This window comes from uncultured Imperialibacter sp., assembly GCF_963974565.1.
GTDB lineage: Bacteria > Bacteroidota > Bacteroidia > Cytophagales > Cyclobacteriaceae > Imperialibacter > Imperialibacter roseus.
Genome location: NZ_CAXBCJ010000004.1, coordinates 338,119 through 363,983, shown reverse-complemented (window position 1 = coordinate 363,983; position 25,865 = coordinate 338,119). Strand labels below are relative to the sequence as shown.

Here is a 25,865-nt window from a genome sequence, read left to right as displayed (position 1 = left end):
GCGGTGGCAGGCACAGCATTATTTTCGCCCTTTGTACCTTCTCAGGTCCATAGTGTTAGGATAATCCTGATTAACTTCCTCTATTTTTATATCATAAGTGGGCAGGATGTTGATTTTGGTCACAAACCGGCCAGCCGCCTGAGGCTGCATTACCGTTGGCTCCACCATATTGATAGAATGCCCAAAGTCGAAGAAGCGGGAAACCCTTCTCGCTTCCGCCTCATAGCTATTCACAGGGAAGGTCGCATAGTTTCTGCCGCCAGGATGAGCCACGTGGTACTGACAAGCCGCCACCGACTTTTTCGTCCATGTGTCGTAGATATCGATCACCAGAGGAGTGTCGACTCCCAGCGTGGGATGCAGTGCCGATGGAGGTGCCCAGGCCCGATAGCGGATGCCTGCCACATACTCGCCCTGAGTACCAGTATTCTTCAACGGAATGGCAAAACCATTGCAAAGCAGCTTGTAGCGGGACTCGGTCAATCCGGTAATTTTCACTTGTAGCCTTTCCAATGAAGAATCGACAAAACGAGCGGTGCCGGAGTTGGACATTTCCTCACCCAACACATGCCACGGCTCGATGCCCATTTTGAGCTCCACATGAATATCGTCGACCTGCAGTTCGCCCAGGAAGGGAAAGCGGAAGGCAAAGAACGGATCGAACCAGGACACATCGAAGTTGTACCCGGCATTCTTGAGGTCGTTCACCACCTCCGTCATGTCCTTATAACAATAGTGAGGCAGCATAAACTTGTCGTGCAACGATGTGCCCCAGCGCACCAGCTTGTGGTTGTAGGGCGTCTTCCAGAACCAGCTCAGCAGCGTTCTGATCAAAAGGAACTGAACCATGCTCATGCGGTAATGGGGAGGCATATCGAAGCCACGGAATTCCAGAATACCCAGCCTGCCGGAGGAAGAATCCGGTGAATAGAGCTTATCGATGCAAAATTCCGCCCGGTGGGTGTTGCCTGTGATGTCTACCAGCAGGTTGCGGAAGATTCGGTCTACCAGCCAATAGGGTACATCGTCCTCTTTCATGTCGGGCACCTGCTGAAAGGCCAACTCCAGCTCGTAAAGGATTTCGTCCCGGCCTTCATCCACCCTCGGTGCCTGGCTGGTTGGCCCAATAAATTGTGTAGAAAAAAGGTATGAAAGTGCCGGATGGTGCTGCCAGTAAGTGATAAAGCTTTTGAGCACGTCGGGGCGGCGAAGCAGCGGGCTGTCGGCTGGCGTTACCCCACCAAGGGTGACGTGATTACCTCCGCCGGTACCGGTGTGACGGCCATCGAGATTGAATTTCTCGGTCATCAGTTTGGTTTCTGCCGCCTTTTGGTACAGGATGTCGTAATTATCCTTGAGCTCCTTCCATGAAGAAGCCGGATGAATGTTCACTTCAATTACGCCAGGATCTGGCGTAATCATCAGCTTTTGAATTCTGTTGTCGGACGGTGGGTCGTACCCCTCAATCAGTACGGGTAGCTGTAGCTTTTCGGCCGTTTGCTCAATGGCTGAGACCAAAAGCATATAATGCTCAAAGTGAGTCACCGGAGGCAAAAACACAAACAGTTTCCCCTGCCTGATTTCCACACCGAGCGCAGTTTTAAAAATTACTTTATCGTTGTTAAAGCCCTTTCCTTCTTTTACAAACTCCGCTTTCACATCACCAATAGCTGGTAGTGCATTTACTTCTTCGAAAAGGCTTCTTTCAGGCCTCACTTCCAGCTTGTCCTCATCAAAGTGTTGAATCGATTTTAGCGGAAGCCGAAGCCCCGCCGGAGAATTGCCAGGGATAAGGAACAAGTGCTTCCTTCTAAACTCCCAACGACAGCTCTGCCAGTTTTCACTTTCAAAATCCCACTGAAGCGGTATGGTAAAGGCTACGGGATTGTCCATGCCCTGGCTAAGCAGCTCAGCCAGCTTTTGTCTTTCCAGCGAAGACTTCAGGTCCTTCATGAGCGGGTCGACATTGACAGGCACCTGACTTTCCTCCCAAGCAAAGTAAAAGGGGTCTTCGTAGCCTGGGTGAATATTTGCGGGATCGAGGTGGAGAGACTGCGTTAGCGTATTGATGAATTTGGCTGCATCTTCATGCATGAGCTTATAGTCTTTGCTTAGGTCGGCCATGAGCTTGTCGTTGTGCCAAAGTGGAAGACCATCCTTCCTCCAGAAACAAGCCAGCTTCCATCGTGGCAACGGCTCCCCGGGGTACCACTTACCCTGCCCGTACTGCATAAGCGCACCATTGCCAAACTGGTCTTTCAGCTTGTGAAAGAGCTCGTTGGACAGCTTGCGTTTGTGCTCCCCATCGGCATCAGTATTCCACTCGGGTGCCTCGTTGTTGTCCATGGCCACAAAGGTGGGCTCTCCTCCCATGGTCAGCCGCACATCGTTAGCTACGAACTCAGCATCGACCTGATCGCCAATGGCCAGTATCTGGTTCCACTGGTCATCAGAGTAAGGCTTGGTCACCCTTGGGCTTTCGTGAATACGGGTGACTTTGTTTTCGAAGTGAAACTCGGTTTTCACTGCCTCGGCAGCCCCGGAAATTGGTGCTGCACTTTGTGGATCGGGTGTACAGGCCAGGGGAATATGTCCCTCACCGGCAAATAGCCCCGACGTGGGGTCGAGCCCGACCCAGCCAGCGCCGGGTATGTACACCTCTGTCCAGGCATGCAAGTCGGTGAAATCCTCCTCAGGGCCCGACGGGCCTTCCAACGATTTTTGATCAGCCTTCAACTGCACCAGATAACCAGAGGCAAAGCGTGAAGCCAGCCCCAGGTGGCGCAAAACCTGAACGAGCAACCATGCGGAATCCCTGCAGGAGCCAGACTTTAGCGTTAGTGTCTCCTGGCAACTTTGCACGCCGGGCTCCATCCTGATCCGGTAGGCGATGTCCTGGCTGAGCATTTGATTGAGCATCACCAGCACGTCAACAGTGATCATGTCCTTTGTGATCCTCTGCTTTGCCTTCGCTATCCAGTCGTTCAGAACTGCATCATTCTCAGTCACCTCCAAATAAGGCTGCAGCTGCTTTTGAAGCGACGCCTCATATTGAAAAGGAAACTTCTCTGCATATTCTTCAACAAAAAAATCGAACGGGTTGATGACGACCATCTCGGCGATGACTTCCACGTCGACAATGAAATGATCCACCTTTTCAGGAAAAACGATCCTGGCCAGATAATTACCGAAAGGGTCTTGCTGCCAGTTGATAAAATGGTTTTTTGGCTCAATGTTCAGGGAATATCCTTTGATCATTGTGCGGGAATGCGGGGCAGGCCTGAGCCTGATCACCTGTGCCGAAAGTTCGATCTGTCTTTCGTACTTGTAACTAGTATAGTGGCGGATGGCAACTCTTACGGACATATTTTACACCTAAGTTTGGCTCAATTTAGTGGCTGAAACCATTAATAAAAGGCAAATCTCTCATTTAATGTTTTGCTGAGCACCTGCGCTTTTACAGGCCTTGGCAGAAGAAGAAAAAGGGGATTGCTAATTTTTAAATTTATCACTAAAAATAGACATTTTACACGGAAATAAATAACTAAATTGTTATTTTATTGAAAACTTCATAAAGTGAGATGGATTTGAGTGCAAGCAATCACAATGGATACTCATCACAATATTTTGCTATCGCTTACCATATTTTACCATCCTTAAAATTTCTTAACAAACTGGCCCCAATTTCTCGTCTATTTGTGCTCAAGTTGTTTTAATCGGGGTAATGAAGAAAATTCTAATAATCGCAGTTATTGTAGTGGCCGGAGGGTTGGTATTCTTTCTCACACGTAACGGAAATGGAGAGGCAGTAGCGCCTGTTGCCGTCACCTCGCCAAGCAAAGGATTGGCGGCTGAGGTAATTCTTGTGAAAGACACCACGCTGGAAGAAATGGTCAACGTGTTGGGGACCATATATGCCAATGAAGAAGTAGAGGTTGCCAGTGAAGTGGCAGGTCGGTTGGTAAGGATCAACTTTTCAGAAGGCCAGTTGGTCAGGAAAGGACAACTCCTTTTCAAACTCGACGACTCGGAGCTACAGGGGCGATTGAAAATACTGGAAGCTCGTAAGAACTTTGTAAGCTCATCTGTAAAGCGGATGGAAGCGCTTTACAAAGCAGAGGCGGTGAGTCGTGAGGAATACGAAAACGAATTGAACTCCCAGGAAGTGCTTGATGCAGAAATCGATTTGATTCAAATTCAAATAGGGAAAACAGGCATTTTGGCACCTTTTGATGGCAAAACAGGGATAAGAAGGATTAGTCCGGGCGCCTACGTGAACCCAAACACAACGCTCGTCCACCTGGAGGACATGGGCAAAGTGAAAATAGAGTTTCCGCTTCCGGAAAAATATGCGAGCAAGATAAAGTCGGGTGACAAGGTCACATTTACGGTCGAAAATGATAGCCGCACCTATGAGGGCACTGTTAACGTGGTTGACCCAAAAATTGACCAGACAACGAGAAGTCTCTTTGTAAGAGCCGTTGCCGAAAACAAAGATTTTATGCTGGTGCCAGGTTCGTCTGCGTCGGTGACTGTGCCCATAGGTGGCGAAGAAAACACACTTTTGGTGCCTTCTCAGGCGCTTATCCCTAACCTTTCGGGTTATACTGTGTACACAGTAAGGAACGGGAAGTCGGTGCAAACCACGGTGACTGTTGGTTTGAGGACCAGCAATTCGGTACAAATCACTTCCGGCCTGAGCAAAGGCGACACGGTGATGACGACCAACTTGCTGCGAGTGAAAGAAGGTCTGGTGATTGATCCTGTTGTTGCTAACGATTAAGTAAATGAGTAGTATTTCTGAAACCAGTATTCGTAAGCCTGTACTAGCTGTAGTGCTCTCCATCTTGCTTTTGCTCTTTGGAGTGGTTGGCTTCTCATTTCTTGGCACGAGGGAATTTCCCGCAGTCGATCCCCCGATTGTCACTGTTACCAGCACCTATGCTGGTGCCAGTCCCGACGTGATCGAATCTCAGATCACCGAGCCGCTGGAGCAAGCCATTAACGGTATAGCAGGTGTGCGCACCATTTCATCGGTTTCAAGAGAGCAGGCAAGTATCATCACTGTTGAGTTCAATCTCGATGTAGACATAGAAGCGGCAGCTAATGACGTCCGCAGCAAGGTATCGAGGGCGGTAAGGAGCCTTCCTCCAGAAGCTGATCCACCTATCATAGACAAAGCCGACGCCAACTCACAGTCGGTGATGTTTCTTACCATCATCAGCAACAGCCGCAACATGCTGGAGTTGACCGATTTTGCGGAGAATGTACTGAAAGAAAGAATCCAGACAGTTCCCGGCGTGAGTGGCGCCTATGTGAGGGGTGCCAGAAAGTACTCCATGCGGCTTTGGATTGATCCGGTAAAAATGTCGGCCTACCGCATTGTGCCCCAGGATATTGAGGCTGCCTTGAAAAGAGAGAATATCGACTTGCCCACAGGCAGGATTGAGGGGGACAAAACAGAACTAACCATCCGCACCGATAGCAGACTGGTAACACCTGAAGAGTTCAACAACATGATCATCAAATCGGAAGGTGGCCGACAGATCAGGTTCAAGGACTTAGGGTTTGCCGAGCTAGGCAGCGAAGATGACCGAACCAACTTTCGGGGCAATGGCGCTAAAGGCCTGCTGCTGAGTATACAGCCGCAGCCCAACGCCAATGAAATTGAGATTGCCGACGAGATTTACAGAAGGCTGGATGCCATGAAGGACGAGGTACCCGCCGACATTGAAATAAGGGTAGCCAACGACTATACCAAGCCCATTAGAAAGTCCATTGAGGAAGTAGAGGAAACGCTGCTTATCGCCTTTATTCTGGTGACCATGGTGATTTTCGCCTTTCTGCGTGACTGGCGGTCGACCTTCATTCCGGTAATCGCCATCCCCATCTCCATTATTTCGTCGTTCTTCATCATGTACATTGCCGGGTTCTCCATCAATGTGCTCACCCTGGTAGCAATTGTACTGGCCATCGGCCTTGTGTGCGACGACGCCATTGTGGTACTGGAGAACATCTTTGCCAAAGTAGAACAAGGCATCCCTCCTTTCCAGGCGGCCATACAGGGATCAAAGGAAATTTACTTCGCCATTATTTCCACGACTATAACGCTCGTATCAGTATTCATCCCGATCATTTTCATGCAGGGATTGACAGGCCGTTTGTTCCTGGAGTTTGGTGTGGTGCTGGCGGGCTCCATTCTTGTGTCGGCACTCGTGGCGCTCACGCTGTCGCCGATGATGTGTGCAGTTTTGCTGAAAAAACACAGCAAGCCTTCCCGTTTCTATGCTGTAACTGAGAAGTTTTATGAGGGCTTGGGTGCAGGTTATGCCAAAAGTCTGGCGGCATTTATGAAGTATCGGTGGCTATCGTTCGTCGTAGTTGCTCTGATGTTTGGCATGATCGCTTTCTTTGGCACTCAATTGAAGTCAGAACTGGCACCTTTGGAAGACAGGGGTATCATTCGTGCCTCGGTAAAGGCTCCCGAGGGAGTTTCGTTTGAGTACATGGACAAGTACATGGAAGAGCTGGACGCCTGGGTGCTGGACAACGTACCGGAGGTGAGAACTACTGTTGCTCTTACGGCCGTGATCCCCGGAGGCGGTGCCTTCAGTCCGGTAAACAGCGGCGCTGAAAACATCTTCCTGGTGGATGCAAGTGAGAGAGAACGGTCGCAGGACGAGATATTCAAGCAAATATCAAAAGGCTTTGAACAGTTTACGGCCGTGAGGGCTTTCCCTGCGCAGCCGCCAACCATCGGAGCCCGATTCGGCGGACTACCAGTACAATATGTTATTCAGGCTCCTGACGTAGAAAGCCTGATTGAGATGCTGCCGAAGTTTCTCAATGCCGCACAGGAGCACCCTGACCTAAAGTTTGTGGACAGCGACTTCAAAGTAAACAAGCCCGAGCTGAAGCTGCGCATCAACCGTGAGAAGGCCAATGAGCTGCATGTGCCAGTGTTTGATATTGCCAGAGCCATTCAGCTTGCGTACAGCGGGCAGCGCTACGGCTACTTCATCATGGGAGGCAAGCAATACCAGGTGATAGGGCAGCTCTCAAGAGAGAACAGAAACGAGCCGGTTGATCTAAAAGCGATCAATGTACGAAACAGCCTAGGCGAAATGGTATCGCTCGACAACCTGATTTACTATGAGGAATCGGTGAGTTCTGCGGCCATCTACCGGTATAACCGTTATGTGTCTGCCACAGTATCGGCTGGCATCATCGACGGAAAAACACTTGGAGATGGCATCAAGGCCATGGATGAAGTGGCCGCTGAAATATTACCAGCCAACTTCAAAACAGAGCTTGCCGGGCAATCGAAAGAATATGCCGATAGCTCGTCAAGTTTGTTATTCGCTTTCATGCTGGCCCTGGTGCTAATTTATCTCGTGCTTTCTGCTCAGTTTGAAAGCTTCGTCGATCCTCTGATCATCCTTTTTACCGTGCCTATGTCTATGGCGGGGGCCTTGCTCAGCCTTTACGTCATGGATCTTACGTTGAACATCTTCAGCCAGATTGGCATCATTATGCTGGTGGGCCTGGTGACCAAAAACGGCATCCTGATTGTGGAGTTCGCCAACCAGCGAAAAGCTGAGGGCGTCACCAGGCTCGATTCGGTGATTGAAGCGGCTCATGCCCGTTTCAGACCCATATTGATGACAACCTTTGCCACCATCCTCGGCATTCTACCCATCGCTCTTTCTATCGGATCAGCTGCGGGCAGCCGCCAAAGTCTGGGTGTGGCCGTTGTAGGCGGAATGATTATCTCCAGCTTCCTGACATTGTACATCATCCCAGCCATCTACTCCTACATTTCCAGCAAACGGACATTTGACCCCGAGGTAAAGGCTGCCGAAAGAATGGAGAGACATCGCAAGATCGCAGCTAATTTATAATGTAAAGTTTGCCCTTCTCCAGTGGCTCTTTTGCTAATGAAGAGCCACCTACTTAATTGAGCAAAAGTCATAGTATGGTTCGGATATACTTCTCATTGACTCTCCTGGCAAAAGACAGCTCGCTGACCTGGTAAGCATATTTTAACCATTTGCCTGCCTTTCTCTTTCTTAACCGTTGTGCTCCATTGTTTGTGAAGCTGTAGAAGAATATCCTATCTTCATATTTTGGAACCTACCTACCTAATATGAAACAAGTTAAACTACTTCTGTTGGCCGTAATTGCCATCTCATGCACCCAGGAACCACCTGTTCTTCAGCTGATACCCCTGTTCTCAGACCATATGGTGCTACAGCAGAAAAAAGAAAACGCCATTTGGGGCATTGCCAATCCGAAGTCAGAAGTGAGGCTGGCAGGTAGTTGGGGGGAGGAAGTCAGTGCCATATCCGACGAGAATGGCAAATGGCAGGCCAAACTCCTTACACCAGAAGCAGGCGGCCCTTTCCAGCTAACCATTTCCAGAGGTGATTCGGTGATTACGCTGAATGATGTTTTCTCAGGCGAAGTTTGGGTAGCATCGGGGCAGTCCAATATGGAAATGCCACTGAAAGGCTGGACGAACAACCCCATCGACAACAGCGAAGCCGAAATAGCTGCGGCAGATTACCCGGAAATAAGGATGTTCACTGTGAAGAGAAACATTTCATTTACACCTCTTGATACTGTGTCAGGTTCCTGGAAAGTAGCTACCCCACAAAATGCTGGTGATTTTTCAGCCACCGCCTGGTTCTTTGCCAAAAAGCTCAATGCTGATACCGGCGTTCCGATTGGCATCATTCATACCAGTTGGGGAGGCACCCCCGCTCAGGCCTGGACTACGGCTGCCTACCTCGACAAGGTGCCAACTTATGAAGGCACATCGAAAACGCTGCAAGGTTATGCCGCTTATTATGACTCTGTAAAAACAGCCTACGACAAGCTGGAAAAGACGGCCATTGACCTGAATGCGGAAAAACCATTTGCAAATGTATCATTCGACGACAGCGGCTTTGAAACACCTGACTTTGATGACAGTAAATGGAAGAGTCTGAGTGTACCTGGCCTTTGGGAGCGCCAGTGGATGGGTAACTTTGACGGTGTGGCCTGGTTGAGGAAATCATTTCAGCTAACGGCAAAGCAAGCATCCTCTAAATCGCTCGAGCTGTACCTTGGAAGTATTGACGACATGGACATTACGTATGTCAATGGCACTAAGATTGGGGCGATTGAAGAAACTGGCAAGTACCAGGAAGCAAGAGTCTATGCCATTCCAGACGGACTTTTGAAAGAAGGAACAAACGTGGTGGCCGTAAAAGTGTTTGACACAGCAGGCGGCGGCGGTATTTACGGTTCAGATGATATCGGGATCAGGCCGGTAGCTGCTGACAAATTCCTCATCAGCCTGAAAGGTGAGTGGAAAGCCAAGCCCGTGGCCGAGAGTATTTTCAGTGGCAGTGTTGTTCCCATCGCCAAAGATGTGCTTGAACCGTCCGAAAAGCCAGCCATGCAGTTGACAGCCTACTCCCCCACCACCTTGTACAATGCCATGATCAATCCGCTGGTGCCTTATGGCATCAAAGGAGCCATTTGGTACCAGGGAGAATCAAATGTGGGTGCTGCTGAAGTATATAGAACCTTGTTCCCCACCATGATCAAAAACTGGCGGGATGCCTGGGGGCTTGGAAGCTTCCCTTTCTATTTCGTTCAAATTGCTCCCTACAAATACGGCAGAAACGATGACCTGGCCGCTCAGCTCAGAGATGCACAAACAAGCACGCTCGCTTTAGAGAACACTGGTATGGCAGTGATTATGGACGTGGGGAACCCGACGGACATTCATCCTGCCAACAAGAAGGATGTTGGAGAAAGACTCGCTTTGTGGGCGTTGGCAAAGGATTATGGCATCGGCACTGAATATTCCGGCCCGATGTATGAGTCGATGACAATTGAAGGAAATAAAGTGAGTGTTAATTTCAGCCATGCAGAGGGGCTTCAGTTTAAAGGAGAGCCCGGCTTTGTAGAGGTGGCCGGTGCCGATGGTAATTTCGTTGAAGCAAAAACGGAAGTAAAAGACAGCCAGTTGATTGCCTGGTCTGCCAAAGTTACCACTCCAGCAGCCGTTCGCTACGGCTGGTGTGAAGCTTGCGAGCCGAATTTATTCAATGGAGCAGGCCTACCTGCCGTTCCCTTTAACTCTAAAACAAAGTAACGTGAAGTTGAAAAAAGAAATTTACCTGCTACTGACGTTTGTGCTGGCGAGCTTTGCAGGACAAGCTGAAGACGGCTATGATCTGTGGTTACGCTATCAACCCATTGAAGACAGGGGGGTATGGGAGAGGTACAATAGGCAAATCACCGGCTATGTAGTGGAAGGCTACTCCCCTACGCTTGAAGCGATCAAAACCGAGCTCAACAATGGACTATCGGGACTTCTCGATAAGCCAATCGCTTTTGGCAGCCCTTTCGGAAAAACGGGCTGGATCATCGCTGGCACGCCAGAAGGTTCCAGCATTGTGGCTGGGCTCAACCTGACAGAAGAGCTGAAAAGCGTGGGCCAGGAAGGCTACCTGATCTCTAACAGGAAGGTTAGAGGGATTAATGCGCTGGTCATCGCCGCCAACTCAGAAGTGGGCGTGCTCTACGGCACGTTTCACCTGCTAAGATTGATCCAGACGCATCAGCCGCTCGATAATGAGTTCACAATCACTGACTCGCCAAAAATCCAGCACCGCATCCTCAATCACTGGGATAATTTGGATCAGACTGTAGAGCGTGGCTATGCTGGGTTTTCGCTCTGGAAATGGCACCTCCTGCCGGGCTATATCGACCCCCGCTATGTGGACTACGCCCGTGCGTGCGCTTCCATTGGCATCAATGGCACAGCCATTACCAACGTCAACGCCAAAGCGGTAGTGCTCACTCCTATGTACCTCGAAAAGGTAAAGGCGCTGGCAGATGTATTCCGCCCATATGGCCTAAAAGTCTACCTCACCGCCCGTTTCAGTGCCCCCATAGAAATTGGCGGCCTCGAAACTGCTGACCCACTCGACCCTAAAGTGCGGCAGTGGTGGAAAGACAAAGTAACAGAAATTATGACTTATGTCCCCGACTTCGGCGGCTTCACGGTGAAAGCCAATTCTGAGGGGCAACCGGGACCACAGAACTACGGACGCAGCCATGCCGACGGCGCTAATATGCTGGCAGATGCAGTGGCACCTCATGGCGGCATCGTGATGTGGCGGGCATTCGTTTATAGCAATGAGCAGCCTGTCGACAGGGCCAAACAGGCCTACGACGAGTTCAAGCCACTGGACGGTACTTTCAGAAAGAATGTGATGGTGCAGGTAAAAAACGGTGCCATTGACTTTCAGCCAAGAGAGCCATTCCATCCCTTGTTTGGTGCCATGCCGAAGACACCGATTATGGCAGAGTTTCAGATCACCCAGGAATACCTTGGCCAGGCCACTAACCTCTGCTACCTCGCTCCACTTTTCAAAGAAACCCTTGATGCAGATACCTACGCCAAAGGTCCAAACCCAACTCCCTCTCAATCACTAAAAGCACCCGACCTCAGAAATCCCAGACCCACCGACCGGCCGCCTGTTCCTGCCAGCCAGGTGGAACCGGTACGAGTGGCCACGGTCGCCAAAGTGGTAGATGGCACGCTTGACGGGCAAGCAATCTCAGGCATTGCAGGCGTTACCAATATTGGCAACGACCGCAACTGGACGGGGCATCCATTCCATCAAGCCAATTGGTTTGCCTTCGGTCGCATTGCGTGGAACCACGAGCTCAGCTCGGCCCACATTGCCAACGAGTGGCTCAAAATGACATTCACCAACGACCCAACATTCGTAGAGACCATGAGAGAAATGATGTTGACCTCAAGGGAGACTGTAGTGAATTACAGCACGCCACTTGGGTTGCACCACATCATGGGAGCAGGGCATCACTACGGGCCAGGCCCCTGGGTGAGCAAGATGTCTCGTGCCGATTGGACGTCTGTTTATTATCACAAGGCCGACTCGGCAGGCATCGGCTTCGACCGTACCGCAACCGGCAGCAATGCACTCGAACAATATGCGCCGTTGGCAGCGAAAGTTTGGGCTGACCCAAAAACCTGCCCCGACATCGACCTGCTTTGGTTTCACCATTTGCCCTGGGACTTCAAAATGAAGTCGGGTAAAACACTGTGGGACGAAATCGCTCTTCATTATCAGCAAGGCGTTGACGAGGTGAGGCAAATGCAGCAAAAATGGAAAGAGCAGGAGGCTATCGTCGACAAAGAGCGGTGGGACCATGTGAATATGCTGCTGTCCATTCAGGAGCAGGAAGCGGTGTGGTGGAGAAATTCCTGCCTGCTGTACTTTCAGACATTCTCGAAAAGGCCTTTACCAAAAGGCGTTGAGAAAAGTGACAAAACGCTGGAGTATTATATGGACTTGAAGTTTCCTTATGCACCAGGGAGGGGGTAGACAATAAGGTGATGCCGCTGTTATCACACTGAGTCTATCGCTAGTGTCATCCTGAGCCGATCGTTGGGTCATTATCGGATCGTAGCTCTTGTCATCCTGAGCGGATCGTTGACTTATTATCGAATAGTAGCTCTTGTCATCCTGAGCCTGTCGAAGGGCGACAAGAGCGGTTATAGAAAACGAGTATCATGAATCAATACACTGTCTATATTCTTAAATGTGCTGACGGTAGCTACTACACAGGCGTAACGAATGATATCGACCGGCGGCTTTACGAACATAAAATTGGATACGACACCAAATCATACACATTCAAAAGACGGCCAGTCGAGTTGGTGTTTACTGAACACTTTGGCGATGTCAACAAGGCCATCGCTTTTGAGAAACAGATAAAAGGTTGGAGCAGGGCTAAAAAAGAAGCCCTTATGAAACAGGATTGGGGAGCTTTAAAAGAGCTTTCCAAAAACAGCTCTGGTAAATGATGAGAAATGGAGCTTCGACAGGACTTCGACAGGACTTCGACAGGCTCAGTCTGACATTGCGGTTAGGATTTTCTTCTTTTTTGGAGCTTGTTATTCGTTATTTTATCATCTTCACACCCTAATACATTTGAACGCTAAAATACTGTTATGGCCTACTTAATGGAACAAACGATGCGCTGGTACGGGCCCAAAGATCCGGTTAGCTTATCAGATATCAGACAAGCCGGATGCACGGGCGTGGTAACGGCCCTGCATCATGTACCAGTTGGTGACATCTGGACGGTGGAAGAAATCACCAGGCGCCGCAAGGAAGTAGAAGCAGCTGGTCTTACCTGGACAGTGATCGAAAGCCTCCCTGTGTCGGAAGACATTAAAAAGCATACAGGCGACTTCAAGCTGCATATCGAAAACTACAAAGTAAGCCTTAAGAACGTAGCCAAGTGCGGACTGAAAGTCGTCACATACAACTTCATGCCCATCCTCGACTGGATGCGAACCGACCTGGCCTATACTATGCCCGATGGCAGCAAGGCACTGAGGTTTGAAAAGTCAGCCTTCATCGCCTTCGACCTTTGTATGCTCAAAAGGCCCAACGCCGAGAAAGATTACACGGCGGACGAAATCAGCAAAGCCAAGAAGCGTTTCAGCTCGATGTCCGAAACTGAAAAAGACATGCTTTTCAGCAATGCGCTACAGGGCTTACCAGGCAGTGAAGAAAGCTTTACCGTTCCTCAGATATTAAGTGCTCTTAAAACCTATGAAGGAATTGATAGGGCCAAACTGAAGCAGCACTTGTTCTATTTCCTCCAGCAGGTGGTACCCGTGGCAGAAGCCGAGGGATTGAAAATGGCCATCCACCCCGATGATCCCCCATATCCTATTCTGAGCCTGCCAAGGATTGTGAGCACGGAACAAGATGCCCTGGACCTGATTTCCGCCGCCCCATCTCCAGCGAATGGGCTGTGCTTCTGCACTGGCTCTTACGGCGTTCGCCCCGACAACGACCTTCCCGGCATGGTGCAGAGGCTGGGTGACCATATCCACTTCCTGCATCTGCGTAGTACCAGACGAGACGAAGAAGGCAACTTCTTTGAAGCAGATCACCTCGATGGGGATGTGGACATGTATGCTGTGGTAAAAGAAATTGTGCAGGTAATGAGAAAGCGTAAGGTATCCATCCCTATGCGGCCCGATCATGGTCATCAAATGCTTGATGACTTGCATAAAAGAACCAACCCTGGCTACACTGGCATTGGCAGGTTAAGAGGCCTGGCTGAGTTGAGAGGGTTGGAACTGGGGGTTTCCAGAAATCTGGAATAAGTTCATTTTGATCAATTAATGGAAACTGGTAACCAGGCCAGTTTCCATTTTTATACCTTCAATTCCTTCAAATCGAGCTCAAACCCTGGCAGTACCGCTCCCCCACTCACACTTTTATCAAATCCTTTAATAACTTCTGGTTCCCGGCCGGGAGAGTAAATAGTCACAGTCTCATTAAAGGGATCAATCAGCCAGCCAAGGCGGCAGCCATTGTTAATCCACTCCTTCATCTTGGCGTCGAGGTTTTTAGGATAGTCACTCTTTGACACCAGCTCTATGATGAAATCTGGCACGAGGTGAGGGAATTTTTCCAGTTCAGCTTTGGATATTGAGGCTAACCTTTCATTACTAACCCAGCCAGCGTCAGGATTACGCATAGCCCCGTTTGGGAGGTAAAAGCCGGTATCTGAATCAACAACTTCCCCCAAACTGTGCGTTGAATTCCAATTACTCAATTGGACAATAATTTTGGCATTCCTGCGCCCCGTGTTGAATCCTGTAGGTGACATAATGACAATTTGACCATCGGGCTCACGCTCAAACTTAATATTCTCGTTTTCCACACAAAAGGTGTAAAACTCCTCGTCTGTCATGGATTCAACCCATTTTCCGCCTATAGTGTACTCGCTAAGCATAAAGCCACATTTGTTTGGTTCAACTAAGTTAATCAAATTAAAGCTTTTATTCACCGATGCAGTTATGAAAACCCTCCTGCTTGTTCTCGGATTTTTTACGCTAATCGTAGCCGAAATATTGAAAGTATACCTCATCATGCCATTTCCTGGGAGTCAGCAGATGAACAGTATTGACTTCGCTTATTTCATGTTTTTTAACATTGGCTATTTTCGCTTAGCGGGGCTTTTAATGATCGCTTATCCTGCCTGGCATTTTCTCAAAACAGGCAAAAAAAGAGTCAAGTTGCTGATTGGTACTTTCATAGTTCTGTACCTGGGCGTTTTTTATGCCGTCAACTTTCGAATGCTGGCTGATAAAATATTCTACCAACCCAATACCGTTTCATTTGTGCCCGCCAGCCAAACGGGCTATGAGATGACTGATCTGGTGCTCGGCGTAGAAATCAATGGCGAGTCCAAAGCTTACCCCATAGAGAACATTGGTTACCATCATCAGGTGAGAGACACAGTTGGTGGCACGCCCGTTATTGTCACCTATTGTACCGTCTGTAGAACGGGACGCATCTTCTCTCCCGAAGTTAATGGGACTCCTGAAACATTTCGTTTAGTTGGCATGGATCACTTCAACGCCATGTTTGAAGACAGCCGCACCCGGTCATGGTGGCGACAGGTAAACGGAGAGGCCGTTGCAGGGCCACTTACAGGCACCACCCTCCCCGAGCTTCCTTCCGAACAAATGGCGCTCGGTGCCTGGCTAAATAAATACCCAGAATCACTGGTGCTTCAACCCGACACAGCCTTTCTGGAGAAGTATGAAAATTTAAAAAACTACGATGAAGGCACCTCAGAGAGCAAGTTGACCGGGAGAGATACGGCTTCGTGGGCCGATAAGTCCTGGGTTATTGGCGTGACGCTGGATGAGAAAGCAAAGGCTTATGACTGGAATGAATTGATTAAAACCAGACTGATCAACGACACCATTTCCTCCACGAGCCTGCTTGTTGCCCTGGAGCCTGACAGTCTTTCGTTTCACGCCTGGGAACGTGACACATTGGTATTTTCGCTCAGCGACACTACGAACTTTATCATAGACAACAACACTGGTTCAGAATGGAATTGGAAGGGTGAGTGTGTGCGTGGCATGCTTTCTGGTGCTCAACTGAAATGGGTTCCGGCCTATCAGGAGTTCTGGCATTCCTGGAAAACTTTTCATCATCGAACCCGAACCTATCGTTATCCATAACCTTCAGTGCGCACAAATCAGAAATTCTTTTTAACACCCTGTAATTATCGTATTAGTTAGTCGTCATTTTATCGAATGACCCGGGAAGAATTTAAATCAGCTATTGTACCACTGCAGCAGCCCTTCTACAGGCTTGCCAGGTGGCTTATGAACAACGATGAAGATGCCGAGGACATTTCCCAGGAAATCATTCTGCGGCTATGGAAAATGCGTGACCGAGTCTCTGATTACAACAACATAAAAGCTTTTGGGTTGAAGATGACCCGCAATTTGTGCCTGGATCACTTGAAAAAAAAGGGCCGCAATTCGGTGGAGTTTCAGGCGTCTCACGACAACGGACATTCTACTGATGAAAATAGAATTGAGGCCTCCGATCATCTGAATCTTGTAAGACAACTTATCCGGCAGCTACCTGAGAGCCAGCAGCTTGTGCTGCAGCTAAGGGGTGTGGAAGAGTTGGAAATTGACGAAATTGCCGAAGTAGCCGACATGACTCCCAACAATGTGCGTGTGGTGCTTTCCAGGGCAAGAAAAAAACTGAAAGAGCAGTATGAAAAATACCAATAAAACCGACCAAAAAGAATTGCTCGAAAAATTCTACAACGGCGAAACTTCGCTGGATGAAGAAAAGTTGCTGGAAACTGGCGATAATCAGTTAAATCCTGAAAAGGATTTATTTAGGTTCTTTGAGTCCGAAAGAAAAGTGGCGCCTCCCTCCTTTCCTCTGGAAAAGCTGGAGGGAAGGCACTCCTTTCTTTTTGCAGCCAAAATTGCAGCTTCACTGGCTCTGCTTATTTTGTTGGGCTACGTGTTTTTCAACTATTTTTCGAAAGACGCTGAACCTGTTCTGTGGGTAGAGGTCAAAACTGAAACTGATCAAAAAATAATCAACCTCAGCGACGGCAGCATTGTCGCACTAAACAAAAGCGGCAGTCTGAAGTATCAGGAAGGTTTTGCAGACCGATTAGTCTACCTAGAAGGGGAAGCCTTTTTTGACGTGAAAAGGGATGAAGCACGTCCCTTCAAGGTGTTTACCGGTAAGGCAACAACGGAGGTGTTGGGCACGTCCTTTTACCTCAGGTGGCTCCCCGGCTCAGCCAAAGTCGAACTGGAAGTGAGCGAAGGGAAAGTCGCCTTCTCATCACATGACCGGAATTTGAACGAAAGGGTTTTTGTGGTGGCAGGAGAAAGGGCAGTATATGATGAGCAGTCAAATACCATTCGGCGTTTTGAGTCGTTTGACCCCAACCTGATTGCCTGGAAGACCAGGCAGCTCCAGTTCGAAGATGCACCTTTGAAGAAGCTTTTGGAGGATGCAGAAGGATACTTTGATGTTGAGTTTGCCTTCGAAGAGGCGGTCATCTCCAATTGCCGGTTTAGCGGTACATTTGACCACCCAACCTTAGAAGAGCTGCTGGATGCTTTAAAATACGTACTCAGTATTAGCTATGAGATGCAAAATGGTAAAGTGATTCTTAAAGGCAGTGGTTGCTAAAAGGCTTATAGACTGGGCCCTGATTTTTCTCGCTCTGATGCTGTTTCAATTCAGAGCCATGGGGCAGTCTGTCTCAATCGATTCCGCTCTTACGCACATCAGCAAGCGGTTTCAGATAAATTTCCTCTATAGCAAAAACTTCTTGCCCACTCGCCAAATAGGCAACGTAGAAACAGCAGCCTCCCTCACAGAAGCACTGGACAAGCTGAGCATTGAAACATCCCTGGAATACACAATAAGTGGCAGCACCGTGCTGCTCAGGCCAAAATCAGAGGACAAGACGAAAGCTGTGACAGCGGGCAAACCTAAGACGCAACCTGCTCCGAATCCTTATGATTGGCCATTTGGCTACAAAGAGCTCAACTTCAGAAAAAAGAGCATCCCCTCCCACTCGCTGTTTGACAAGCAAAAATATACAACACTTCGGTTACACCTCGATTTCTTTCCAATCGAAAAACAAGCTGAGTCCGATGAAAGCATGCCCGACGTAAGAAGGCCCGTTCAACTGACTCCGGTTTATTCTGACGAACCAATGCCCTACGCTTTTATGGGACAACCGGAAGCTTCCAAAGACTCAACTAATACGCTGCTGGCTAGTGCTGAGCCGTCGCAGCTTGTGGAAAGCCAGGCACTTTTTAAATACCGGCTTTTCAACGTATCGCTGGCCCCGGGCCTTGGTACCAACGGCCTCAATCCGGGAAATTCTTACAACGGTATTTCCATCAACCTTACTGTCGACTATTCCGCTGGCAGCAACATTTTTGGGTTGGCCGGATTCTCCAACTTCAGCAAGCGCAATACCTATGGCTTTCAACTGGCTGGCGTACTAAATGTGGTAGGCGGCGACATGCAGCAGCAAAAACGCTATACCAGGGCAGAGCTCGAAGCGCTTAAATCCCCGTTTCTTGGTATACAAGCAGCAGGACTTGCTAACCTGGTAACGGGGTCGGTCACTGGCTTCCAGGCATCGTCTCTCATCAACATGGCGGGCAGCGGCGTTGTTGGCTGGCAGCTGAGTGGTGTGGCGAATATGACGGCTAATAATCTCCACGGGCTGCAGACGGCCGGTTTCTTCAATTACGCAGGCCGCTTTGTCACCGGTGTGCAGCTGGCAGCAGTGAACTACGCCCGAGGAGATCTCTTCGGAGCGCAGATTGGCGTGGTGAACAGAAACAAAAGTATGAATGGCCCCAATTCTGTCGATTCTGAGACCCACGGGCTACAGTTGGGCTCCGTCAATTTTTCCAATAGAATGGGTGGCTACCAAATCGGTTTGTTTAACAAGGCTCAAAAATCCAATGGCTTGCAATTTGCCCTCGTCAATGTGTCGAAGGAATCAGCTGGCCATCAATTTGGATTGGTCAACGTTTTTGGAGAAAATAGAGGGTGGGCCTTTGGACTGGTCAATGTTGGTCCCCGCATTACAGGTCGGGTTTGGGCCAACGAAACGTTTCAGGCTAACGCTGGAATCGCCACTGGCTCTGAGAGAATAGCCAACACGGTTTTCTATAGCCGCAACTTTTTCATTCCCGGCAACCAATCGATCTGGCCAAAGCAAGCCTGGGGCTATGGTGTGAGCAAAGGCTTATTGTTCAACCCACACGACTTTCAAAAATTGGCATTCAAAGACTACAGGATCAATGTATCGTGGGTCAATTTTGATGGAGTGGACAAGCAGCCGTTCAATCTGATGCTTAATCCCCATCTGGTATATGGAAGAAAAATGGATTGGTCGATGTACTTTGTGATTGGTGCAGGCGTGAATGCCTGGTGGACGCCTAACTTCAATAGCTACAAACTCTCTTACCTGGAAGTAGCTACCATTAGCGAGCCCAACTATGTGTGGAAATTCTGGCCCAGCTTAACCATGAGTTTGGAGTTCATGGATTAGTAAAAAGCCCCCGGGCTCTGACGAACCGGGAGGCTTACCTGATTTATACTGGTACTGGCACCATCCCCATTCCTTCTTCCGGAGTTGGCCTCTTCTCCACCACAATGCTTGGAGGCAGTAATTTATAAAGTACCGGCGTCACAATTCGTGACAGGATCGTTGAGCTGATCAATCCGCCTATCAATACAATAGCCAATGGCGAGTACAGGGGATTCCCTTCCAGTGCCAGTGGTGTCAAACCACCGATGGCTGTGAGTGACGTCAGCACTATCGGCACAAACCTCACTTCACCGGCTTCCCGAATCGCTTTATTGAGTTCCATGCCTTCTCTTCTCAATTGGTTAGTGAAGTCAACTAACAGGATTGAGTTTTTCACTTCTATGCCCACAAGGGCAATCAAGCCTACTGTGGCTGTAAAAGAGAAAGTATAGCCTGTTATCAACAGCATGAGTATTGCTCCTATAATTCCCAAAGGAATGACCGACAGCACAATCAGGGAACTTTTGAAGGTGCCAAACTCCAGCACCAGAATGCCCATAAAGCCGAAGGCTGTGATAAGAATAATGGTACCGAGCCCTCCAAAGCTTTCCTCTTTGCTCTCCTGCTCACCTGCGGCTTTGTAGGTGTAGCCCTGTGGGAAATCAAACTGATCCATATCGGCAACTACCTCCTGGGTTACGGCTTCCACCAGGTAGTTACTTTCCACAAAAGCTGTCACCGTGGCAAACCGCTCCTTATCATAGTGTTTCACCAGGTTGGTGCTCGTTTCAAACTCCAGCGAAGCCAGCTGACTGAGGGGCACCGATGCTCCCTTGTAGCTATTCACATACACCCTGTCAAATACTGACATGTCAGTAATGCTGCCTTTCGGCACGGTCACCAACAAATTATATTCCTTGCCGTTATCGTCCGTAAAGTCACCAACGGTAAGGCCAGCTACCGCCATGCGAATAGCCTTATCTACCTCAGCAAGTGGCACGCCAAGCATGCCCGCCTTGTCCTTGTTGATACGGAATCGCAGGTCAGTTTTCAAAGTGGCCAGCGGGTTGTTCACATAAATGGTTCCCGGAGTATCCTTCAATATTTTCTCCACCTGTAGCGTCAGGCTCCTTAAAGTATCCAGGTTTTCTCCAAACACTCTGATGGCAATGGGCGCTTCAATTGGGGGACCTTGCTCGAAGTCCTTCACTTCAATTTTAGCATTGGGGTAATATAGAAAGCGTTCACGCAATCCATCGATGGTCTTAATTTTCTCTTCTGGCCTGATATCGTTTTCGAGTTGCACATAGAACTGTGCGAAATTGGAAGCTTCGGCCTTTGGCACCACGTTGTAGTAGATCATCGGATTACCCTTGCCGACGTTGGTAGTGTAGAAGGTAATAGTCGGCTCTTCCGCCAGCGCCTTTTCAACGTACCGGGCCACATTGTCAGTCTCCTGCAAGCTGGTACCCACTGGCGTTTCAATATTCACCAGAAACTGGGGCTTTTCTGAAGCCGGGAATAAGCTAAAGCCAACTGATGGCACCAAAGCCAACGCACCCAGAAAGATCAGAAAGGCAATGCCCAGGGTAGCCCATGGTCGCATGAGTGCTTTGTCCAGCAACTTTGAGTATGAGCCGCTAATCAATCTTTTCAAAGCACGGAAAAAAATGTTTCCTTCTGAAGAAGTGTGGGTTTTCAATATCCTGCTGGAAAGGAAGGGCACAATGGTGAGCGATACGAAAAGGGATGCAATCACCGTAGTAACCACTGCCATGGGCAGGTTACGGATAAAGTCGCCAGCCGCCTCAGGGAGGAAAAGTAGAGGCAAAAAGGCGAAAATCAACGTAGCCGTACATCCAACCACTGCCAGACCAATCTGTTTGGTGGCTTCAATGGCGGCCTCTTTTTTACCATATCCTTCACGAAGGTACCGTTCAATATTCTCCACTACCACGATACTGTCATCAACCAGAATCCCCAGCGCCACAATAAGACCGACAATGCTCAGCTGATTGATGGTGTAGCCCAGCGTATCGAGCATGAAAAGGCCAATGGCGAGAGAAAGAGGGATGGAAACCATCACCACAATGGCCGCTCTGTAACCAAGTGGCAGCAACGTGATTGACACTAAAAGGATAGCGATGATGAAATCTTTCACAAAACGGCTGAGTCGACGATCGACGCTGGTAGCCTGGTCAAAGTTTTGAACCAGCTCCATGTTCGATGGGAGCTCTGCCTTAAACTTATCTACCACAGGCTGGTAGACCTCCTGCACTTTGAAAATGTTTTGTCCCTCCTTCTGGGCCGCAGTCACAAGCACTGCTCTCTTGCCGTTGAGCCGGGTCAGGTGGTTTTCTTCCTCGTAGTCAAAAGCCACGTCGGCGATGTCCTTCAGGTACACCACCTTATCGGCGGCTGAGTAAACTATCGTGTTTTGCACCTCCTCCAGGCTGGTATAGCTCCCGCTGGTTTTGATATTGAACCTTCTCGTACCAGCGTTGACGCTCCCTCCGGGCATGTTTACATTTTCACTTTGAATGGCGCCGAGGACATTGTTCAATGGAATGTGAGCCGCCGCCATTTTTTCCAGGTTCAACGAGATTTTCACCGCTGTTTCGGGGAAACCCCAACCTTCCACTTTCTTCAAAGCTTTTACCTCCTCCAGCCGCTCTTTCAATTCGTCAGCCTGGGCTTCCAGCTGCCGGTAGGTAGCTGTTTCGGATACTAAAGCGATTTGCAGAATATTAACATCTGTAGGCGTAAACCTGCGAATTTCTATGCTGAATATGTCGGCCGGCAACTCCTGCTGCACCGTGTTCATCTCCCTGATTACTTCCTGGTAGGCATCGTCGGGGTCAATTTCGTACTTATAGTCGATGCGCATCACTACCAGGCCATCGTCTACATTACTGACGATTTTCTTTACGTCCTCCAGCTCGCTCATCTTCTTTTCGATGGGGTCAACCACAAGCTCTTCCATGTCCACGGGGCTCGTGCCAGGATAAACCACTACCAGTGCAAAACTGGGCGACTCAAACTCCGGGTCTTCACCTCTGGGCATGTTGAACAGGGAGTTCAGCCCTAACCCTATAACCATGGCAAAAACGATAAGGGTGAACTGGTAATTTTTTACTGAGAATTCTGATATCTTCATTTTTGTTGTTCTTTGCTCTCCTGTAAAAAATTATTGAACTACCATGATGGTTGACGCCTCATTGAGGTAGGCAGATCCAGCCGAAACTACCTGAGCAGTATGCTCCAGACCGCTGCTGATAGCCACATCCTTTTCGGTAAAATAGGCAACGCTCACAGGCTGCTTTTTAACCGTATTGCCCTTTGCAGGCACATAAACAAAAGCCTGGCTGCCGTTTCCTTCTATAATCGATTCGATCGGTATCAGGTTTACCTGATGGGTTTTTGAAGGAGAAATCACAACACTCCCCACAAGGCCATTGGCTAGTAACTGATCTTTTCCAACTTCCAGCTGAAGTTCCGCCTGATAGGTGCCATTCATTGGATCGGCCCCCTGCGCCAACCTGATGACGGAAGCTTCAATGACCTGGTCTCCCAGGTGGTCGAAATGCACAACCGCTTTGTCTCCGATGTTAAGCCTGGCCCAATCCCTGTCGGCCACACCCGCCTTTAGCACCCAGGTCGACTGGTTCCTGGCACTAAGCGAAAAGACTGGATTGCCACCACTGATCATCTCGCCTTCGTTGGCCCATTTTTTTAGCACTACGCCATCAAAGCCAGCCCTGATTTGGGAGTTAGTAAGGTTATAAGAGACAATGCTGTAGCTCTCCTTTGCATTTTCATAAACAGTGGTGATGTTTTGGAATTGCTCCAGCGTAGCCGCTGAGTCAGCCAACAGTCCTTTGAAACGCTCAAGGTCTCTGGTGGCTTTTTCAAGGCCATTTTTAGCCTGCACCACCTGAGCCTGGATTTCGGTAAGGTTTAGTGAAGCCAGAAGCTGATCCTTTTTTACCCGATCACCCACTTTTACATAGGTTCTCTGAATGATGCCTCCCGTTTTGAACGCCAGCGTGCTTTCCGTTTCAGAGGAAACCAAACCACTGGTGCGAACCGGCTTGGCCACCTTCTCTGACTTAACACTGTCGAGGCGAACCGCCACCACATTTTTGTCTATTTGCATCTCAGATGCTTTGTTCTGCGTGCAGGCAGACAGCACCCATGCAGACAGAATAATGATTGTTGGAGTAATGAAATTCTTCATGGTATTGATGATTGAGTCTCTTTCTTAAAAAAATGGATTGACTATAAGCTGCTAATTACTTTATCGACTTCATTTACGCTCTTGAGCAGGTTGTATTTGGCGATGCTGTAGCTCAGGCGGGCGTTTGTGTAGTTCAGTTGCGATTGCTGGAACTCCAGCGGCAGTACCTGGTTTTGCTGGAACCTCGACTGTGTGATTTTAAAAGCACTTTCCGAGGTTTTCAATGCGTACTCAGCACTGGAAAGGTTGTTAGCTGCCGAGCGGGCTTCCTCGTATGCCTGAATCACCTGTAGTTCTATCTGCTTTTTCAGCTGTTCTTCCTGGGTTTCGAGCGTTGTTTTCTGCAACACTGCCGACTGGTATTTTGCCTTGCGGGCTCCCCCCTTAAAAAGATCCCACTGCAGGCTGAAAATGAGCATGCTGAACTGCTGATCGCCGTTGAATTTGTAGTCAAATCCCTGGTAGCCCAAATCACCGATTACGGCCAGGTTGGGCATGATCCGGTTGGCTTCGTTCAGCTTGACGAGGTAATTAGTCGCCTCCTGGGCCTGCTGTACCTGCTGCAGTTCGTTTCGCTGCTGCAAAGCGAGCTCCGTAAGATTGCCGCTATTCTCGACTATTGCCTGAGGCAATGCAAAATCACCCGAAAATTGAGAGTCTACCTCAATCTCTGCATCAAGCTCTTTGTTAAGTAAAAAATTGAAGAAGGCCCTTGCCAAATGCTCATTTTTTCTGGCATCGTTTAGCTGGGTGTCCATTTTGCTTCTTTCCAGTTGGGCATTATACACCGCATCTTTGGTCACAAGCTGTGCATCAAAAAAGCTTTGCGTTACACGCACCTGCTCATCGAGCAAGTTCAAAGAGCTTTCATAAATTCTGATCGCCTCAACAGACTGAAGGTAGCTGAAGTAGGCCTCCCTCACAGTGCCTTTTAGCTGAGTTTCATAAGCTTGTCTTTTGGCCTGCTGCACAGTGACCATTTGCTGCTGCGCCTTATAGCCATACCAGATGTCTGAATTGAAAAGCGGCTGAACCACCCGTAGCTTGGTTTCATGAAAGCGGTTAGGCAGGAACTGAATCTCCTCATTGTTCACCTGCGGAAACTGCTGCGAATCGGTCAACTGGTTCAGCGTTGTGTAGACTGGGTTCAGCAGGTCTCCAATGGGAAAGCTGATTTTCCTACCCCCTTGCGCCAGCGAATAAGTAGCGCTAATACCCGCAGAAGGCATGAAAAGTGCTTTTGATTGTGCAAGACTCTGAAGACTCTGTTCATACGCCAGGTTCTCCTGTTTCAATGTCAGGTTGGCAGCAAGGGCCTCAGCCACATACTGATCCAGGACTCCCCCTGTCTCAGTTACCTCACTTTGACGGGCAGATGTCGCCATACCCATCAAAATCAAAACGCTGGTTAATAGTGTCACTTTGATGTACATACATTATTTAATTAACAGTGTTAACTGCAAGTTCAAAAAAATGGTCAGGAGGGTGACCTGACCAGGCTCTATTATTTTGGAGTCGTCTACTTTTCGACCGACTTAAAGTTCCTAATCATCAACTGGAAAGCCTCGTAGGCATCAGTGATGTACTGTTCACGTTCCACCTCCTGATAAAGTTTCATTCTGTCACATATTTGAAGTGACACAAGGCCATGGACAAAACTCCAGATCATCAAAGCCGCAGCCCTCATGGTGATCCCCTGCAAATACCCCTGTTCCTGGCATTCAATAACAACTTGCTCAAGGAAGGCATGCGCATTGTGACCAGCCTCCCAGGTTTCGTCTGTTTCGGTGGTACACAAAGGATCCTTCACAAGGAACATCAACTGGTAATAATCAGGGTTTTCAATGGCAAAACGGATATACCGAAGACCCATTTGATACATTCTTTCCATTGGGTCTTTCACTTCCAATAAGGGCCTGAACTCGTATGCAAGCATCCTGAAGCCTTCAAGGTGCAAAGCATAGAATAATTCATTCTTGTCCTTGAAATAGAGATAAATGGTCGTGGGACTGTACTCTATGGCATCGGCGATGTTTCTCATGCTCACTTTATCGAAACCATGTTCTGCAAACAGCTTATTCGCCGTTTTTAGAATCAACTCCTTCATCTCTTCTTTCTCTCGTTCTCTGCGCTCTGATATACCCATGATACTTTTCAAATAACGGAACAA

16 protein-coding genes are annotated in these 25,865 nt (G+C 48.8%); 10 read left to right on the top strand and 6 right to left on the bottom strand.

What is annotated here, in order from left to right; translation table 11 throughout:
• Positions 1 to 18: 18 nt before the first annotated feature.
• A complete protein-coding gene (locus AAC052_RS08175; RefSeq protein ID WP_339812418.1) occupies positions 19 to 3,366 on the bottom strand; it encodes a transglutaminase family protein in 3,348 nt (1,115 codons plus the stop codon).
• 358 nt (positions 3,367 to 3,724) lie between these two features.
• Between AAC052_RS08175 and AAC052_RS08170 the strand changes: the two genes are divergently transcribed.
• The 6 genes from AAC052_RS08170 to uxuA all read left to right on the top strand — a co-directional run bounded on the left by AAC052_RS08170 (position 3,725) and on the right by uxuA (position 14,215).
• The gene (locus tag AAC052_RS08170; RefSeq protein ID WP_339812417.1) at positions 3,725 to 4,783 is read left to right on the top strand and encodes an efflux RND transporter periplasmic adaptor subunit; all 1,059 of its coding nucleotides are present in this window, start codon (positions 3,725 to 3,727) and stop codon (positions 4,781 to 4,783) included.
• Between the two features lie 4 nt (positions 4,784 to 4,787).
• Positions 4,788 to 7,901 (top strand): efflux RND transporter permease subunit, encoded by a 3,114-nt coding sequence (locus tag AAC052_RS08165; RefSeq protein WP_339812415.1) that lies wholly within the window; start codon positions 4,788 to 4,790, stop codon positions 7,899 to 7,901.
• 245 nt (positions 7,902 to 8,146) lie between these two features.
• Positions 8,147 to 10,147, top strand: coding sequence for a sialate O-acetylesterase (locus AAC052_RS08160; RefSeq protein ID WP_339812413.1), 2,001 nt, complete (start codon positions 8,147 to 8,149; stop codon positions 10,145 to 10,147).
• Between the two features lies 1 nt (position 10,148).
• On the top strand, positions 10,149 to 12,413 hold the full coding sequence (locus tag AAC052_RS08155) for an alpha-glucuronidase family glycosyl hydrolase (RefSeq protein WP_339812412.1): 2,265 nt from the start codon (positions 10,149 to 10,151) through the stop codon (positions 12,411 to 12,413).
• 188 nt (positions 12,414 to 12,601) lie between these two features.
• On the top strand, positions 12,602 to 12,895 hold the full coding sequence (locus tag AAC052_RS08150; protein ID WP_339812411.1) for a GIY-YIG nuclease family protein: 294 nt from the start codon (positions 12,602 to 12,604) through the stop codon (positions 12,893 to 12,895).
• A gap of 147 nt (positions 12,896 to 13,042) precedes the next feature.
• Positions 13,043 to 14,215 (top strand): mannonate dehydratase, encoded by a 1,173-nt coding sequence (gene uxuA, locus AAC052_RS08145; protein ID WP_339812408.1) that lies wholly within the window; start codon positions 13,043 to 13,045, stop codon positions 14,213 to 14,215.
• Between the two features lie 50 nt (positions 14,216 to 14,265).
• On the opposite strand, the gene AAC052_RS08140 is transcribed toward uxuA, so the two are convergent.
• Positions 14,266 to 14,850 (bottom strand): Uma2 family endonuclease, encoded by a 585-nt coding sequence (locus AAC052_RS08140; RefSeq protein ID WP_317491250.1) that lies wholly within the window; start codon positions 14,848 to 14,850, stop codon positions 14,266 to 14,268.
• A gap of 64 nt (positions 14,851 to 14,914) precedes the next feature.
• Here AAC052_RS08140 and AAC052_RS08135 point away from each other — a divergent pair, with 64 nt between their 5' ends.
• The 4 genes from AAC052_RS08135 (at position 14,915) to AAC052_RS08120 (ending at position 19,479) form a co-directional block, all read left to right on the top strand.
• On the top strand, positions 14,915 to 16,093 hold the full coding sequence (locus AAC052_RS08135) for a DUF3179 domain-containing (seleno)protein (RefSeq protein WP_339812406.1): 1,179 nt from the start codon (positions 14,915 to 14,917) through the stop codon (positions 16,091 to 16,093).
• A 75-nt stretch (positions 16,094 to 16,168) separates the two neighbouring features.
• Positions 16,169 to 16,660, top strand: a complete 492-nt coding sequence (locus tag AAC052_RS08130) for an RNA polymerase sigma factor (protein ID WP_317491248.1) — start codon at positions 16,169 to 16,171, stop codon at positions 16,658 to 16,660.
• Positions 16,644 to 17,588 carry a FecR domain-containing protein gene (locus AAC052_RS08125; RefSeq protein WP_339812405.1) on the top strand — a complete coding sequence of 315 codons (945 nt, stop codon included), beginning with the start codon at positions 16,644 to 16,646 and terminating at the stop codon, positions 17,586 to 17,588. The genes AAC052_RS08130 and AAC052_RS08125 overlap by 17 nt, the downstream gene beginning before the upstream one ends.
• A 58-nt stretch (positions 17,589 to 17,646) precedes the next feature.
• Complete coding sequence (locus AAC052_RS08120) at positions 17,647 to 19,479, top strand: STN domain-containing protein (protein WP_339812402.1); 1,833 nt, start codon at positions 17,647 to 17,649, stop codon at positions 19,477 to 19,479.
• Positions 19,480 to 19,522: 43 nt separating this feature from the next.
• On the opposite strand, the gene AAC052_RS08115 is transcribed toward AAC052_RS08120, so the two are convergent.
• The 4 genes from AAC052_RS08115 to AAC052_RS08100 all read right to left on the bottom strand — a co-directional run bounded on the left by AAC052_RS08115 (position 19,523) and on the right by AAC052_RS08100 (position 25,841).
• Positions 19,523 to 22,615: an efflux RND transporter permease subunit gene (locus tag AAC052_RS08115; RefSeq protein WP_339812400.1), complete on the bottom strand. Its 3,093-nt coding sequence runs from the start codon at positions 22,613 to 22,615 to the stop codon at positions 19,523 to 19,525.
• Positions 22,616 to 22,645: 30 nt separating this feature from the next.
• Entirely contained in the window at positions 22,646 to 23,695 is a 1,050-nt protein-coding gene (locus tag AAC052_RS08110) for an efflux RND transporter periplasmic adaptor subunit (protein WP_339812398.1), read from the bottom strand.
• Between the two features lie 41 nt (positions 23,696 to 23,736).
• On the bottom strand, positions 23,737 to 25,128 hold the full coding sequence (locus AAC052_RS08105; RefSeq protein WP_317491243.1) for a TolC family protein: 1,392 nt from the start codon (positions 25,126 to 25,128) through the stop codon (positions 23,737 to 23,739).
• 86 nt (positions 25,129 to 25,214) lie between these two features.
• Positions 25,215 to 25,841 (bottom strand): TetR/AcrR family transcriptional regulator, encoded by a 627-nt coding sequence (locus AAC052_RS08100; protein ID WP_339812397.1) that lies wholly within the window; start codon positions 25,839 to 25,841, stop codon positions 25,215 to 25,217.
• Between the last annotated feature and the right edge of the window lie 24 nt (positions 25,842 to 25,865).

What these genes read in the sequence shown, in the direction of transcription:
- AAC052_RS08175 (WP_339812418.1), bottom strand. Translation starts at nt 3,366, where the DNA reads ATGTCCGTAAGAGTTGCCATCCGCCACTATACTAGTTACAAGTACGAA.
- AAC052_RS08170 (WP_339812417.1), top strand. Translation starts at nt 3,725, where the DNA reads ATGAAGAAAATTCTAATAATCGCAGTTATTGTAGTGGCCGGAGGGTTG.
- AAC052_RS08165 (WP_339812415.1), top strand. Translation starts at nt 4,788, where the DNA reads ATGAGTAGTATTTCTGAAACCAGTATTCGTAAGCCTGTACTAGCTGTA.
- AAC052_RS08160 (WP_339812413.1), top strand. Translation starts at nt 8,147, where the DNA reads ATGAAACAAGTTAAACTACTTCTGTTGGCCGTAATTGCCATCTCATGC.
- AAC052_RS08150 (WP_339812411.1), top strand. Translation starts at nt 12,602, where the DNA reads ATGAATCAATACACTGTCTATATTCTTAAATGTGCTGACGGTAGCTAC.
- uxuA (WP_339812408.1), top strand. Translation starts at nt 13,043, where the DNA reads ATGGCCTACTTAATGGAACAAACGATGCGCTGGTACGGGCCCAAAGAT.
- AAC052_RS08140 (WP_317491250.1), bottom strand. Translation starts at nt 14,850, where the DNA reads ATGCTTAGCGAGTACACTATAGGCGGAAAATGGGTTGAATCCATGACA.
- AAC052_RS08135 (WP_339812406.1), top strand. Translation starts at nt 14,915, where the DNA reads ATGAAAACCCTCCTGCTTGTTCTCGGATTTTTTACGCTAATCGTAGCC.
- AAC052_RS08130 (WP_317491248.1), top strand. Translation starts at nt 16,169, where the DNA reads ATGACCCGGGAAGAATTTAAATCAGCTATTGTACCACTGCAGCAGCCC.
- AAC052_RS08125 (WP_339812405.1), top strand. Translation starts at nt 16,644, where the DNA reads ATGAAAAATACCAATAAAACCGACCAAAAAGAATTGCTCGAAAAATTC.
- AAC052_RS08120 (WP_339812402.1), top strand. Translation starts at nt 17,647, where the DNA reads ATGGGGCAGTCTGTCTCAATCGATTCCGCTCTTACGCACATCAGCAAG.
- AAC052_RS08115 (WP_339812400.1), bottom strand. Translation starts at nt 22,615, where the DNA reads ATGAAGATATCAGAATTCTCAGTAAAAAATTACCAGTTCACCCTTATC.
- AAC052_RS08110 (WP_339812398.1), bottom strand. Translation starts at nt 23,695, where the DNA reads ATGAAGAATTTCATTACTCCAACAATCATTATTCTGTCTGCATGGGTG.
- AAC052_RS08105 (WP_317491243.1), bottom strand. Translation starts at nt 25,128, where the DNA reads ATGTACATCAAAGTGACACTATTAACCAGCGTTTTGATTTTGATGGGT.
- AAC052_RS08100 (WP_339812397.1), bottom strand. Translation starts at nt 25,841, where the DNA reads ATGGGTATATCAGAGCGCAGAGAACGAGAGAAAGAAGAGATGAAGGAG.